13 protein-coding genes are annotated in these 13,164 nt (G+C 74.8%); 3 read left to right on the forward strand and 10 right to left on the reverse strand.

Features of this window, described 5'->3' with window-relative positions; translation table 11 throughout:
- Window positions 1–11 precede the first annotated feature (11 nt).
- The 5 genes from ACI79E_RS18565 to ACI79E_RS18585 all read right to left on the reverse strand — a co-directional run bounded on the left by ACI79E_RS18565 (window position 12) and on the right by ACI79E_RS18585 (window position 5,309).
- Window positions 12–1,442 carry an MFS transporter gene (locus tag ACI79E_RS18565; RefSeq protein WP_456934041.1) on the reverse strand — a complete coding sequence of 477 codons (1,431 nt, stop codon included), beginning with the start codon at window positions 1,440–1,442 and terminating at the stop codon, window positions 12–14.
- Between the two features lie 221 nt (window positions 1,443–1,663).
- Window positions 1,664–2,326 carry a GntR family transcriptional regulator gene (locus tag ACI79E_RS18570; protein WP_456934042.1) on the reverse strand — a complete coding sequence of 221 codons (663 nt, stop codon included), beginning with the start codon at window positions 2,324–2,326 and terminating at the stop codon, window positions 1,664–1,666.
- A gap of 138 nt (window positions 2,327–2,464) precedes the next feature.
- On the reverse strand, window positions 2,465–3,490 hold the full coding sequence (locus tag ACI79E_RS18575) for an NAD(P)-dependent alcohol dehydrogenase (protein WP_456934043.1): 1,026 nt from the start codon (window positions 3,488–3,490) through the stop codon (window positions 2,465–2,467).
- Window positions 3,487–4,254: a metal-sulfur cluster assembly factor gene (locus tag ACI79E_RS18580; protein ID WP_456934044.1), complete on the reverse strand. Its 768-nt coding sequence runs from the start codon at window positions 4,252–4,254 to the stop codon at window positions 3,487–3,489. The genes ACI79E_RS18575 and ACI79E_RS18580 overlap by 4 nt, the downstream gene beginning before the upstream one ends.
- Window positions 4,251–5,309 (reverse strand): amidohydrolase family protein, encoded by a 1,059-nt coding sequence (locus ACI79E_RS18585; protein ID WP_456934045.1) that lies wholly within the window; start codon window positions 5,307–5,309, stop codon window positions 4,251–4,253. Before ACI79E_RS18585 ends, ACI79E_RS18580 begins: the two co-directional genes overlap by 4 nt.
- Window positions 5,310–5,485: 176 nt before the next feature.
- Between ACI79E_RS18585 and ACI79E_RS18590 the strand changes: the two genes are divergently transcribed.
- Both ACI79E_RS18590 and ACI79E_RS18595 read left to right on the forward strand, forming a co-directional pair.
- Complete coding sequence (locus ACI79E_RS18590) at window positions 5,486–6,949, forward strand: AAA-type ATPase lid domain-containing protein (protein WP_456934046.1); 1,464 nt, start codon at window positions 5,486–5,488, stop codon at window positions 6,947–6,949.
- A 109-nt stretch (window positions 6,950–7,058) separates the two neighbouring features.
- On the forward strand, window positions 7,059–7,475 hold the full coding sequence (locus tag ACI79E_RS18595; protein ID WP_456934047.1) for a heme-binding protein: 417 nt from the start codon (window positions 7,059–7,061) through the stop codon (window positions 7,473–7,475).
- 70 nt (window positions 7,476–7,545) lie between these two features.
- On the opposite strand, the gene ACI79E_RS18600 is transcribed toward ACI79E_RS18595, so the two are convergent.
- Entirely contained in the window at window positions 7,546–8,598 is a 1,053-nt protein-coding gene (locus tag ACI79E_RS18600) for an NAD(P)-dependent alcohol dehydrogenase (RefSeq protein WP_456934048.1), read from the reverse strand.
- A 65-nt stretch (window positions 8,599–8,663) separates the two neighbouring features.
- Between ACI79E_RS18600 and ACI79E_RS18605 the strand changes: the two genes are divergently transcribed.
- Window positions 8,664–9,341: a TetR/AcrR family transcriptional regulator C-terminal domain-containing protein gene (locus ACI79E_RS18605; RefSeq protein WP_456934049.1), complete on the forward strand. Its 678-nt coding sequence runs from the start codon at window positions 8,664–8,666 to the stop codon at window positions 9,339–9,341.
- Window positions 9,342–9,351: 10 nt separating this feature from the next.
- On the opposite strand, the gene ACI79E_RS18610 is transcribed toward ACI79E_RS18605, so the two are convergent.
- The 4 genes from ACI79E_RS18610 to ACI79E_RS18625 form a co-directional block, all read right to left on the reverse strand.
- Window positions 9,352–9,708, reverse strand: coding sequence for a thioredoxin family protein (locus ACI79E_RS18610; protein WP_456934050.1), 357 nt, complete (start codon window positions 9,706–9,708; stop codon window positions 9,352–9,354).
- Between the two features lie 49 nt (window positions 9,709–9,757).
- Entirely contained in the window at window positions 9,758–10,684 is a 927-nt protein-coding gene (locus ACI79E_RS18615) for an oxygenase MpaB family protein (protein WP_456934051.1), read from the reverse strand.
- 44 nt (window positions 10,685–10,728) lie between these two features.
- The gene (locus tag ACI79E_RS18620) at window positions 10,729–11,703 is read right to left on the reverse strand and encodes an intradiol ring-cleavage dioxygenase (protein WP_456934052.1); all 975 of its coding nucleotides are present in this window, start codon (window positions 11,701–11,703) and stop codon (window positions 10,729–10,731) included.
- 128 nt (window positions 11,704–11,831) lie between these two features.
- A complete protein-coding gene (locus ACI79E_RS18625; RefSeq protein ID WP_456934053.1) occupies window positions 11,832–13,001 on the reverse strand; it encodes an LLM class flavin-dependent oxidoreductase in 1,170 nt (389 codons plus the stop codon).
- Between the last annotated feature and the right edge of the window lie 163 nt (window positions 13,002–13,164).

Below are 13,164 nucleotides of genomic sequence, written 5' to 3' on the forward strand. Positions count from 1 at the left end.
CGTGGTCGTGGTCAGTCGGTGGCCGAGTCGGCCGTCGGCCGGGCGGCGTCCACCCGGGTGCGGGGCGCGGGGACCCCGTCCGGCGCCGGTGTTCGGAGGCTGCGCTCCAGGGCGGCCACCTCGTCGCGCTCGGTGCGCCCCCAGGTCTCGCGGGTCAGCAGGGCGGCGACCAGGCCGAGCAGGCCGTAGCCACTGAAGAGCAGCGCCGGGCCGAGCCAGCCGAAGCCGGCATACAGCGCGGTGGTGATCAGCGGGGTGAACCCCGAGACCACGGCGGACATCTGGTAGGCCAGCGACGCGCCGGTGGTGCGGGTCTTGGCCGCGAACAGCTCCGAGAACCAGGCGCCCTGCACCCCGGCGAGCGAGTTCTGCAGGACCGCGTAGCTGATGACGAACGCGATGACGATGGCCACCGCGGCGCCGGTGTTCACCACGAGGAACAGCGGGATGCCCCACAGCAGGTGCAGGGCGGTGCCCAGCAGGTAGACCGGGCGGCGCCCGACGCGGTCGGTGAGCGCGCCCCAGTACGTGGTCGCGGCGATGCCGATCCCGGCGGCGATCATCGTCGCGGTGAGGGTGACCGACCGGTCGGCCAGCCCCTCGGCGGCGACGTAGGACAGCATGAACGTGACCGACACCGCGTAGCCGGCGGTCTCGGTGATCCGGAGGCAGAAGGCGCGCAGGATGTTGCGCCAGTCGTCGCGGAGCACCTCGAGCAGCGGGTTCTTCGAGAGCTCGCCCTCCTCCTTGAGCTCCTCGAACTCGGGCGACTCCTCGACCTTGAGCCGGATCACGATGCCCACGACGATCAGGACGGCGCTGAGCAGGAACGGCACCCGCCACGCCCACGAGCCACCCAGCGGGACGCTGGCGAGGAAGGCCAGGTTGGCCAGCAGCAGCCCGACCGGGAAGCCGGCCTGGGTGATGCCGGTGTACAGGCCCTTCTTCCGCCATGGCGCGTGCTCGAAGCACATGAGGATCGCGCCGCCCCACTCCGCGCCGAACGCGAGGCCCTGGACGACCCGGACGACCACCAGCAGGATCCCGGCCCAGATGCCGACCTGCTGGTAGGTGGGCAGGACCCCGATGAGCACCGTCGCGATGCCCATGAGCAGCAGGGAGCCGACGAGCACCGGCTTGCGGCCGATCCGGTCACCGAGGTAGCCGCCGATGATCCCGCCGAGCGGGCGGACCGCGAACCCGATGCCCAGCGTGGCGAAGGACAGCAGCGTGCCCGACAGCGGGTCGTCGGCCGGGAAGAAGGCGGTGTTGAAGTACAGCGCCGCCGCGATGCCGAACCCGATGAAGTCGTAGGTCTCGATCGTCGCCCCGACGGAGCAGCCGATGGCGACCTTCTTCTTGGTGGGCGTGCCCTCGATCGGGTGCCACGTGGCGACCTCTTCGAGGTGTGGATCGCGGACGGGAGGGTGCCGCTCGGTCATGGTGGTCTCCGGGTGAGCGATGGGCCGTGGTCCCCGTTCTCGGTTGACTGTTAACAGTCAACTCCCGACCGAGTGTGGGTGGCGTGGGTCACCGTGTCAAGGCTCACGGCGGAACCCGGAGGTGTGCTGGACAGATGCGCGCAGCGGAGCGGCCCCGGGCGCGGTCTGCGCGCCCGGGGCGCTCACCGCGCTCGGGTGGGCGGGGGTGCCCCCGCGGGGGGTCAGGCCGGGTCGGCGGCGCGGGCGAAGTGGTCCGCGGCCGAGGCCATGTGCTCCTCGACGACGTGCAGTGCCCCGGTGACGTCGCCCTGCTCGATGGCGTCGACGATGGGGGCGTGCCGGTCGCGTGCGGTCATCGGCGCCTGCCACGCGGCGCCGTTGAGGATGGCCACCCGCATGCGGCCCTCGAGCCGCTGCCACGCCTCGACGAGCATCGAGTTCCCGGACAGCCGGCACAGCAGCAGGTGGAAGGCGAGATCCGCCTCGATCCGTGCCGGCGAGTCCTCGTCCTCGGCGGCGATCCGCTCGAGCGCCTCGCGCAGGGCGCCCACGGCGGCCTCCCGCCGCGGCGAGGCGATGACCTGCCGGACGGCCAGGCCCTCCAGGGCCGCGCGGACCTGGAACAGCTCCTGCACCTCGGCGGAGGTCAGGCTGTTGACCCGCAGCATCCCCCGGTTGCCGGCGGTGACCAGCCCCTCCTGCTGGAGGTGCCGCAGGGCCTCGCGCACCGTGCCCCGGCTGACCCCGAGCGAGGACGCGAGCTCGACCTCGCCGAGGTGGTCACCGGGCCGGTACCGGCCGGAGAGGACCGCGGACCGGAGCACCTCCAGGGCCCGCTCCCGCAGCGTGCTGCGGTCCAGGCTGGCCAGGGGCTCGCTGGTCATGGGGACCTCCTCGTCGCCCCTGATCGTAGCCCGGGTGTCGGCACCGGCCTGCCGAGTGTCGACACCGCGTGGCGTGCAACCGGGCACGCGTCGACCGGCCGGCGCGCGGGCGGCGCGCCGGCCGGTCGGCGGCGGGGCTCAGGGGACGAGGATGGCCCGCCCCCGGACCTTCCCGGCGTCGAGGTCGCGCAGCGCGTCCACGGCCCGGTCCAGCGGGTACTGCTGGGTGTGCAGGGTGACCTTCCCGGCCTGCGCGAGCACCATCAGCTCGGCCAGGTCGCTGTAGGTGCCGACGATGTTGCCGACGACGTTCTTCTCGCCGGCGACGAGGTCCAGGGTCGGGATGCGGAGCTCGCCGCCGTACCCGATGACGTAGTAGGAGCCGGCCGGGCCGGTCATGTGCCAGCCGTCCATCTCCGCGCCCTGCTCCGCGACGAAGTCGAGGACGACGTCCGCGCCCCCGCCGGTGAGGTCCTGGACCGCCTGCACCTGGTTGCCGTCGGCGACCACGGTCTCGTCCGCGCCGATCTGCCGGGCGAGCTCCAGGGCGTCGGGGTTGCGGTCGACGACGACGATCCGGGTGCCCGAGAGGGCGGCCAGGCACTGGATGCCGATGTGGCCGAGACCGCCGGCGCCCTGCACGACCGCCGTCGTGCCCGGGTGCAGCAGGGGCAGGGCCTTGCGCACGGCGTGGTAGGCGGTGATGCCGGCGTCCGCCAGGGCCGCGACGTCGGCGGGGTTGGTCGACGGGTCGAGCTTCACGCAGGCGCGGGCGGTGGTGCGCAGGTACTCGGCCATGCCGCCGTCGTCGTTCGACAGCCCGGGGAAGAAGGCGTTTCCGCACTGCATGTCGCGGCCGGCGCGGCAGGCGGTGCACAGGCCGCAGCTGGGCTGGGGGTGCAGGATCACGGTGTCCCCGACGGCGACGTTGGTGACCCCCTCCCCGACCGCGTGCACCCACCCGGCGTTCTCGTGCCCGATCACGTAGGGCAGCTCCGGGTTCTGCAGCTCGGCCCACTGGCCCTCGAGGATGTGCAGGTCGGTCCGGCAGACCCCGGCCCCGCCGATCTCGACGATGACGTCGAGGGGACCCTGGACCCGCGGTTCGGGGATGTCGTCGATCGTGGGGTCGGCGTGGTACTCGTGCACGCGGACGGCCTTCATCGGGTGGGCTCCTTCGCGGTGCTGAGGGGGATCAGGGGGCGGTCCTCGGGGCGGGGCACCTGGTCGGCGTCCGCGCCCGGGTAGCGGGTGGCCAGCAGCCCGCGGCAGAAGTGCGCGTTGCCGTCGACGGAGATCCGCACCGAGCGGGCCCGGCGCAGGACCACGGGCGCCCGCCCGGGGTCCGGGCGGGTGCCGTCGGGCTCGACCAGCACCGGGGCCCCCGGGTCGACCGGCAGCCCCAGGGCGGCCCGGCGCCGGAGCAGCGCCTCGGTGGTCGGCTCGCCGGCGGGCAGGTCGGCGAGGGTGAGGCCGGCGACGTCGGCCTCGGTCAGCGACACGTCGGCCCGCAGGAGCGCGGTGAGCGCGCGCTCCATCGCCGCGGTGTGCGCCTTGCGGGCGAACGTGGCCCGCAGCTGGTCCAGGGACTCCTCCGCCTCGTGCGCGAAGGCGGCCCGGTAGTCGGCCCCGGCGGCCAGGCCGCGGTTGATCAGCTCGGAGTCGGAGTGGTCGTCGAGGGCCACCACGACCCGCGTCACCCCGGGGACGGCGGCCACCGCCTCCCGGGCGTCCGAGGCCATCAGCCAGGCGAAGTTGGGCGCGCAGAACGACGTCGGGAGGCGCAGGTGCACCTCGACCGCCCCTGCGTCGACCGCCACCGAGCGGACGAAGCCGAGGTCGGTGATCGGCTCGTCCAGCTCGGGGTCGACGACGGCGCCGAGCGCGGCACGCACGTCCGCCTCGAGGTCGGGCAGGACGGTGGTCACCGGCTGCTCCCCCCGGCCATCGCCAGGTCGGCGGCGCCGGGCTCGCGCGGGCCGGTCTCGGTCTCGGCGGCCTCGGGCAGCCGGCACTCCTCCGGCACCGGGAGGTCGTAGAGCCGCGCGGCGTTGAGGCCGAGGACCTTCTTCTTGGTCTGGGTGCTGAGCGGCGCGTACTCGGTCATGTCCTCGGGGATCTGGAAGTCCACGAACCGCTCGACCAGCCACTTCGGCGTCCAGAGGGCGTAGTCGCTGGAGAACAGGATGCGGTCCTCGCCGATCCAGTAGACGAGCTCGCCGATGATCTGGGCGAAGTAGCGCGGCCGGGTGTGGATGAACGGCATCGCGACGGCCAGGCCGGCGTGCACGTTGGGCTCCTGCGTGGCGATCCAGCAGAAGTCCTCCAGCCGCGGCAGGCCGCAGTGCTCGACGACGAACTGCAGGTCGGGGAAGTCGGTGGCGGCGTGGTCGACGTCGGCCACGTCGAAGGCGTCGCGGTCCAGCGGCCGGATCGTCGGGCCCTTGTGCACGTGGATGTTGGTGATGCCCAGTTCCTGGCAGACCTCGAAGTAGCGGTAGGCCATCGGGTCGTCGAGCTTCCAGCCGCGGGACTCCCCGTGCCAGTCGGCGGTGTAGAGCTTCACGCCCTTGAGGCCGAAGCGCTCGGCGTCGGCGCGCAGCTGGTCCAGGCCGTTCTCGCCGTCGCGGGAGTCCCAGTAGTGGTTGTAGGTCAGCTTGTCCGGGTGCTGCGCGGCGAGGGCCGAGGCCTCGTCGGTCTGGCCGAAGCCCCGGTGGTAGAACTCGGCCAGCCGGGCGGGCTGGAAGATCGCGTGGTCGACGATGCCGTCGACGAACACGTCGCGCATCAGCCGCTCGCCGCCCTGGTACAGGTACTCCTCGTAGCCCCAGACCTCCGACTCGGGGCTGAGGTTGCGGTGGTAGTCGTAGAAGCAGTCGATGAACTGCTTGCCGTGGACGTTGCGCTGGTTCTCCGGGCGCCCGTCCCACAGGGCGATGTGGGCGTCCACCACGTAGTACGTCTCGCCGTCCTTGGTGTACATCTGCGGTTCCTCCTGTGGCGCCGGTCACACTGGTGGTCGCGACGCTAGGCAGGGGCGGACGGCGGCAGAAGCGGGTCGGTGTCTCACTTTGGAACGCCCCTGGACGGTGTCCGGCGGGGCTACATTCGTGTGACGCGGGCCACAGCCACCGGGCCCGTCCGCCCAGGAGGTGTCCCGTGGACGTGCACCGGGCCGCCCCCGACCCCCTCGCCGACCCGGCGCTGGCCGCCCGGCCGGCGCCGTCCCGGCTGCGGGCCTCGTGGCGCCGCAGCCAGGACTACGGCGTCACCCCGGACGAGGTCGTCCCCGTCTTCACCGGCTCCCTGGACACCGGGTCGCTGCTGTACGAGTGCGCCCACCGGGTGCTCACCGACCTGCAGGCGACCATCCCGAACGAGCCGGTCAGCCTCATGGTCGCCGACGCCGACGGCCTGGTGCTCGCCCGGCTGTGCAGTGACGCCGGCATCCTCCGGTCGCTGGACCGGGTCCACCTCGCGCCGGGGTTCTCCTACGCCGAGCGCAACGCCGGCACCAACGGGCTGGGGCTGTCCCTCGCCGACCGCGCCCCCTCGCTGGTCCGGGCCGCCGACCACTGGTGCGCCGAGCTGCGCGGGTTCACCTGCGCCGCGGTGCCCGTCCTGGACCCGGTCAGCGGGGAGCTCGCGGGCAGCATCAACCTGACCACCTGGTCGGACTCCTCGTCCGAGCTGCTGCTCGGCCTGGCCCAGGCGGCGGCGAGCGCCACGAGCGCGCTGATGATGGTCCGCGCCGGCGGGCGGACGGTGCGCCCGGCCCCGCGCGGTGAGGTCGTCCACGTCGTCGGTGGCCACCTCGCTCCCGGTGCCGGTGACCCGTGCGTCTCACCGGGGTGGCGCGGCGCGGTGGCCGACGCCGCCGCGGCGGCCGACCGCGTCACCGCCGTCGTGGGCGAGCCCGGTGTCGGCAAGGCCGCGCTGGCCGCCCTGGCGCGCCGCCGGGTCGCCCCGCGCCAGCGGGTCCTGCACGCCCGGGCGCCCGAGGCCGGGGACGTCGCAGCCTGGCTGGAGCTGTGGACGCCGGAGCTGCGCGACCCGGACACCCTCGTCATCGTCTCCGGCCTGCCGCACCTGCCGGCCTGGGCGGCCGAGGAGCTGGCGCAGACGCTGGGCGCGGTCCGCCGCACCGGCCGGCCGCAGCCGTTCGTGCTCACCGCGCCGGACTTCACCGCGGTGCCGGGTCGGCTGGCCACGCTGGTCGACACCGTGGTCGAGGTGCCCGCGCTGCGGCACCGCACCGACGACGTGCTGCCGCTCGCCTCCTGGTTCGCCGAGCAGGAGCGGCACCGGGCGGTCGGCTTCACCGCCCGCGCGGCCCGCGCGCTGACCGCCTGCGCGTGGCCGGGCAACGTGCGCCAGCTGCGGCGCGTGGTCCGGGACGCCGCCGCCCGCGCCGACCTCGTCGACGTCCACCACCTGCCGCCGGAGGTGCTCGACGGCGGCGGCCGCCCGCTCACCCGGCTGGAGCGACTCGAGCGCGACGAGATCGTCCGCTGCCTGACCGAACCCGGGACGACGATCACCCGCGCCGCCGAGGAGCTGGGCATCGGCCGGGCCACGCTCTACCGGAAGATGGCCCAGTACCGGATCACCGTGCCGCGCTGACCCGTCCTCCCCCACGCGGGACCCGGCTGGGCCGGCCCCGCTCGCCGTTGGCACCGTGTGCCCGGGGGCGCGGGCCACCGCGACCCGACGACGACCGGGAGGAACGGGCATGGGTCTGGGCATCGGGCACGAGCAGGCACGCGCGGCGGTGGACGCCGCCCTCGCCCACGCGGCGGGGCTGGGCGTGCGGGTGAGCGTCGCGGTGGTCGACGGGGCCGGGATGGAGGTCGTCGTCTCCCGCGCGGACGGCGCCCCCGGGTTCACCGCGGGGATCGCCCGCACCAAGGCGGCCACGGCCACGGCGTTCCGCCGCCCCTCCGGCGAGCTGCGGGAGGTCGAGGAACGCCGCCCCGAGGTGCTCGTGGTGGCGGGGGCGCAGCTCGGGTTCCGCCCCACCACCCTCGGCGGGGGCCTGCCGGTGCTGCGGGACGGCGAGGTGGTCGGGGGCGTCGGGGTCAGCGGCGCCACCCCGGAGGAGGACACCGTCTGCGCCGAGGCCGCCCTCGCCGCCCTGTCCCGGGGCTGAGTCCCGCCCGGCCCGCCGCGCCGGGCCGGGCGCCCACCGCGGCCGGGTCCGGTGCCCGGCCGCCGTGGCGTCAGGGGACGGTGACGACGACCTTGCCCACCCCGTCGCCGTCGAGCAGCCGGCGGATCGCGGCCGCGGTGGCGGTCAGCGGGTAGGAGCGGTCGAGGACCGGGGTGACCCGGCCGGCGTCCAGGAGCCCGGCCAGGACCCGCAGGTCGGCGGCGTCCTCCGAGGCGAGGAAGGTGCCCAGCTGCTGGGCGACGAACGGTGACAGCGCCTGGGCGCGCAGCTGGCGGTCGGTGCCGCCGAGCCAGCGGCCGCCGTTCTCCCCGCCGACGACGACCAGCCGGCCCCGCGGGGTCAGGACCCGGCGCAGGTCGGTCAGCCGGCGGTTGCCGCCGGTGTCGAGGACGACGTCGTAACGCTGTCCACCGTCGGTGACGTCCTCCCGCGCGTGGTCGAGGACCGCGTCGGCACCCAGCGACCGGACCGCCGCGACCTTGTCGGTGCGGCAGGTCGCGGTGACCTCGGCGCCGGCGTCCTTCGCGATCTGGACGGCGAAGGTGCCGACCCCGCCCGAGGCGCCGATCACCAGCACCCGTTCCCCGGCCTGCACGCGGCCGTGGTCGCGGACCGCCTGCAGCGCGGTCAGCCCCGAGACGGGCACCGCGGCGGCCGCCGCCCACGACAGGCCGGACGGCTTCGGCGCGAGCTTGCGCGGCCGCGCGCGGGCGTACTCGGCGAAGGTGCCCTCGCCGACGCCGAACACCTCGTCGCCGGGTGCCAGGCCGTCCACACCCGCCCCGACCGCGACCACCGTCCCGGCGAGGTTGCGGCCCGGGTTGGGCCCCTTGGGGCGACGCAGGCCGAACCCGGCCAGCCGGACCGGGTACGGCAGCCCGGCCATGACGTGCCAGGTACCGCGGTCGACGCTGGCCGCCGACACCCGCACCAGCACCTCGCCGTCCCCGATCGACGGACGGGCGACCCGGCCCACCCGCAGCACCTGCTCGGGGTCGGGCCCGTAGCGCTCCTGCAGCACCGCCGTCATGGCCGCTCCCCCGGCGGCCGTCCCCGCCCGCGCCACCAGCTGCTCGCCGTCCATCGCATCCTCCGTCGTCATCGGACTTACGGTGTAAGACTGGACTTACGGCGTAAGCTGCGTCAAGTCATGACCGGAGTGCACCGATGACCCCGCCGCCCGCCGGCTCCCGCGGCTCCCGCGCCCCGCTGAGCCGGGAGCGGGTGCTGGCCGCGGCCGTCGCCCTCGCCGACTCCGGCGGGGTGGAGGGGCTGAGCATGCGACGGCTCGGCGAGGCCCTGGGGGTGGAGGCGATGTCGCTCTACCACCACGTCGCCAACAAGGACGACCTGCTCGACGGCATGATCGACGTCGTCTTCGCCGAGATCGAGCTGCCGACCGGGGACGACTGGCGGGCGGCGATGCGCCGCCGCGCGGTCTCGGCCCGCGCGGCCCTGTCCCGTCACCGCTGGGCGATCGGCCTGATGGAGTCGCGCACCGCTCCCGGCCCGGCGACGCTGCGCCAGCACGACGCCGTCCTCGGGTGCCTGCGGGCCGCTGGCTTCTCCGTGGCACTGGCCGGGCACGCGTTCTCGGCGATCGACAGCTACGTCTACGGCTTCGCGCTCCAGGAGCGGGGGCTGCCGTTCGACACCCCCGAGGAGACCGCGGAACTGGCCCAGCTGATGCTGGCCCAGTTCCCGGTCGACACCTACCCGCACCTGTACGAGTTCACGACCGAGCACGTGATGCGGCCCGGCTACGACTACGCGACCGAGTTCGGCTTCGGCCTGGACCTGCTGCTCGACGGGCTGGAGCGGGCGCGGGCGGCGCGACCGCGCTGACCCCTCACGGTCACCGGTGCGGGAACTGCTCCCGCACCGCGACCATGTCCAGCTCCCGGACCGTGGCGATCAGCAGCTCCACCGAGTCGGCCGGCAGCGCGCCGGGCTCGGCGAACACCGGGACGCCGTCGCGGAACACCATCAGCGTCGGCACCGCCCGCACCCCGACGGCAGCCGCCAGGCCGCGCTCGGCCTCCGCGTCGACGGTGGCGAAGACGAGGTCCGGATGGCGCTCCGCAGCGGCCTCGAACACCGGCGCGAAGCCGCGGCTGGGGCCGTACCAGGACGCCCGGAAGTCGACCAGGACGATGCCGGCGGCCTCCACCGTCGCGGCGAAGTCGCCGGCCGACAGACTGACCGTGGTCATGCTGCACCCCTGCCCGACGGGGACCCGGCACCCCGCACTCGATCGTCCCTCACCGGTCCTGGCGGGTCCACGCCGGCGCGGGCCCCAGGCCCAGCCGCCAGCGCGCCGCCTCCTCCGACGGGCTGCGCGGCCCCAGCACCACCTGCAGGGCCCGCAGCTGCGCGCGGGTCACCGGCAGCCGGACGACGCCCCGGCCGCGACCGGGCACCCCGGCCGACGCGGCGACCACCGGCGACACCAGCAGCCCGGCGGCGCCGGCCAGGCCCCGGTAGAACACCTGCTCGGCCGCGCCCAGGCCCGGCGGCGCGGTGAGGAACGCCCGCAGCTCCCCCGGCACGGGTTCGAGCACCGGCCGGTAGGAGGCCAGCGCCTCGGCGAGCTCCGCCGTGCTCGCCGGCAGGTCGTCCGCGCCGAGGGCGCGGGCGCTGCGGGCCCACTCGGCCACGTAGGCGTCCGCCCACCGGCGCCCGAAGCGCGCCGGCGCCGGGCGGCCGACGGCCTGCTGCGCGGCGAGGAAGGCGTCGGTGAACGCGAGGTGCACCCAGCGCAGCAGCTCCGGGTCACCGGCGGAGTAGGACCGGCCGGCGGCGTCGGTGCCGCGGACGACGGTGTGCATGCGGCGCACCCGGGCCGCCTCCCGCTCGGCCAGCTCCGCCGACCCGAACGTCGTCACCACCAGCCAGCGCGCCGTCCCGGCCAGCCGCGCCCAGGGGTCGGCCAGGTAGGCGGAGTGCCGCTGCACGCCGGCCAGCGCGAGCGGGTGGGTGGCCTGGCCGAGCAGCGCGGCGACCCCGCCGACGAGGGTGGACAGGTCGCCGTGCACCCACCACACGACGCCGTCGGGCTCGAACCAGCCCGGTCCACCGCCCACGGTGCCGATGTCGCGGACCCAGCCCGGCACCCCGTCGGGGTCGCCCGACACGCGGGCGCGGAACCGGGACCGCACGGCCTCGGGCATGGCGGTCACGGCGGGCACGTCCCCACGGTCCCAGCCCGGGCGCGGAACGGCACGCCGCGCGCTCAGCCGCCTTGACCGGCCGGCCCGCCCCCGGAGCCGGACGGCGGCCGGCCACCGGGACCCCCGCCCGGGACGCCGGAGGGGGCGCCGTCGCCCGCGAGGCCGCCGCCGGAGGGCGTCGTGGTGGTGTCGACGCCGACGGCGAGGCGGACCGTGAACCCGCCCGAGGCGTCCCCGGTCACCGTGGCCAACTGCTGGGCACCGCCGTCGTCGCCGAAGACGTTGTCGCTGTCCAGGCCCACGCGCGCCAGGTTCCCCACCGACGCCTCGTACCCCGGCTGCGCGTAGACCTGCTCGCACACGTCCTGCGGCAGGGCGACCTGGGACGTCGCGATCGCGTTGCCCGCGTCGGTGGTGCTGCCCTGGTCGGGGTAGACCTCGAAGTGGACGTGCGGCCACCGCCCGTCGTAGCAGCCCGGGACGACGCTGGTGAAGCGCACCGTCCCGGAGGCGTCGGCGACCTGCACGCCGCGGAGGTAGTTCTGGTCGGTGATGCCCTCGGAGTACATGGAGTACCCGCCCTCGCGGGTGCAGTGCCAGACGTAGACCGCGACGCCCTCGAACGGGACCCCGCCGTTCGCCAGGTCGGAGACGGTCAGCTCCAGGGTCATCGGCACGCCCTCGGCGGTGCCGCTGGCCGTCCCGGAGCTGGAGCGGATGTCGCTGCGGACGATGCCGCTCTGCTCCAGCACGTCGGGGCCGTTGGAACCGTCGCCCGGGTAGGGGCCGGCGGTCTCGTCGGGGATCTCCCCCGCCGACCCGCCGGCCGACGACGGGGACGCCGCCGCGCCGTCGGATCCGGCGCCGCACGCGGCCAGCCCGGCGGTGGCGGCCCCGACGCCGAGGAGGCCCAGCAGCCGGCGGCGGGTGAGCAGGGTGCCGACGTCGAAGCCGAGCCCCTGGTCGACGACCTCCTCGCCGGGTCGGGGCAGCAGACGGCCCTGGTACCGCGTCGTCCGGTGCTGGTGGTGCGTCATCCGTCCTCCGTCGTCCCGTCGGTCTCCGGAGGAGGGTGGTCCGCCTTCCCGGGCGCCGACTGGGGGACGCCTGCGACCCGGCTGTGGGTGCGGCGGGGGCCGGTGCGGTGCGCCGGCCCCCGCGCGCGTCAGACCGCGGCGGCCGCCACCTCGTAGGCGATCGGCTCCATCGTCGGGAACTCGTGCACGGCCGGCAGCACCTCACGGGCGAAGAGGGCGGTGCTCCGCTCGGCGACGTCCTGCGGCATGTTGCCGAAGCGCATGACGAGCATGAACTCCTCGGGGTGGAACTCCTCGGCGATGGCCCGCAGCTTGGTGATGCACTGCTCGGGCGTGCCCCAGACGTGGTTGTCGAGGTAGGTCTGGGCCATGCCGGCGGTGGCCACCTCCTTGGACGGCACCGCGTCGGCCATCTGCGCGTAGTGCTCGTAGCCCTTCGTCGTGGCGAAGTGGTTGCTGAACAGCTCGTAGTTGCGCACCGCGCTGTCGGCGTACTGCGGCACGAACTGGCGCGCGCCCGCCTCCGCCTCGGCCTCGGTCTCGGCGCAGTAGACGTTCATGTGGATCCGCGGCCGCACCGGGGGGAGCCCGCACTCTGCGCGGGCGCGGCTGAACTCAGTGAGGTCGGCGTGGTAGTCCGCCCACGGCTTCTGCGGGATGATCAGCGGCTTCAGGCCGAAGCGGGCCCCGATCGGCGCCGAGGCCGGTGACCCCCAGGAGAAGTGCATCGCGTCCAGCAGCTGCTGCGGGTCGCGCGGGCGGGGCCGCATCGACACGTCCTCGAACCGGTAGTGCTCACCGACGAAGCTGAACCGCTCCTCGGTCAGCGCCTTCTGGATGACCTGGATGCTCTCGGCGAAGCGCTCCTTGGACTCGTTCATGTCGAAGCCGAGCTGGCGGAACTCGCGCCGGCCGGCGCCGCGGCCGACCCCGATGAACGGTGTCCGCCCGCGCAGGACGTACTGGAGCATCGTCATGTCCTCGGCGACCCGTAGCGGGTGGTGCCAGGGCAGCACGACGATCATGGTGCCGACGTCGATCCGGCTGGTGGCGCCGGCGAAGTAGCTCAGCAGCTGGATCGGGTTGGTGATCATCGTGTACGGGCTGACGTGGTGCTCGACGGTCCACAGCGAGTCGAAGCCGAGGTCCTCGATCTCCAGCGCCGACTCGATCTCCTCGTCGTAGCGGCGGGCGTCCTCCGCGGGGTCCAGCGGGGGCACCGGTTCCCCGGCCTCGACCGCCTCGAAGCGGTCCCAGTCCTGGTAGCCCTGGATGAAGAGCGTGATCCCACAGCGCATGTCCGTGCCTCCTGGCGATCGGGACAGAGGAGCGACCACTGCCCGGCCCGGCAGTGAGGTGGGTCACACTGACAGCGCCGGCCGGCTGCCGTCAACTGACTGGACTGCGGTCCAGCGACTCGTTGACCGGGCACCTCCGGCCGCCCTACCGTGACGCGCCTCA

This window comes from Geodermatophilus sp. SYSU D00079, assembly GCF_054050635.1.

What these genes read in the sequence shown, in the direction of transcription:
- ACI79E_RS18565 (WP_456934041.1), bottom strand. Translation starts at nt 1,442, where the DNA reads ATGACCGAGCGGCACCCTCCCGTCCGCGATCCACACCTCGAAGAGGTC.
- ACI79E_RS18570 (WP_456934042.1), bottom strand. Translation starts at nt 2,326, where the DNA reads ATGACCAGCGAGCCCCTGGCCAGCCTGGACCGCAGCACGCTGCGGGAG.
- ACI79E_RS18575 (WP_456934043.1), bottom strand. Translation starts at nt 3,490, where the DNA reads ATGAAGGCCGTCCGCGTGCACGAGTACCACGCCGACCCCACGATCGAC.
- ACI79E_RS18585 (WP_456934045.1), bottom strand. Translation starts at nt 5,309, where the DNA reads ATGTACACCAAGGACGGCGAGACGTACTACGTGGTGGACGCCCACATC.
- ACI79E_RS18595 (WP_456934047.1), top strand. Translation starts at nt 7,059, where the DNA reads ATGGGTCTGGGCATCGGGCACGAGCAGGCACGCGCGGCGGTGGACGCC.
- ACI79E_RS18600 (WP_456934048.1), bottom strand. Translation starts at nt 8,598, where the DNA reads ATGACGACGGAGGATGCGATGGACGGCGAGCAGCTGGTGGCGCGGGCG.
- ACI79E_RS18605 (WP_456934049.1), top strand. Translation starts at nt 8,664, where the DNA reads ATGACCCCGCCGCCCGCCGGCTCCCGCGGCTCCCGCGCCCCGCTGAGC.
- ACI79E_RS18610 (WP_456934050.1), bottom strand. Translation starts at nt 9,708, where the DNA reads ATGACCACGGTCAGTCTGTCGGCCGGCGACTTCGCCGCGACGGTGGAG.
- ACI79E_RS18620 (WP_456934052.1), bottom strand. Translation starts at nt 11,703, where the DNA reads ATGACGCACCACCAGCACCGGACGACGCGGTACCAGGGCCGTCTGCTG.
- ACI79E_RS18625 (WP_456934053.1), bottom strand. Translation starts at nt 13,001, where the DNA reads ATGCGCTGTGGGATCACGCTCTTCATCCAGGGCTACCAGGACTGGGAC.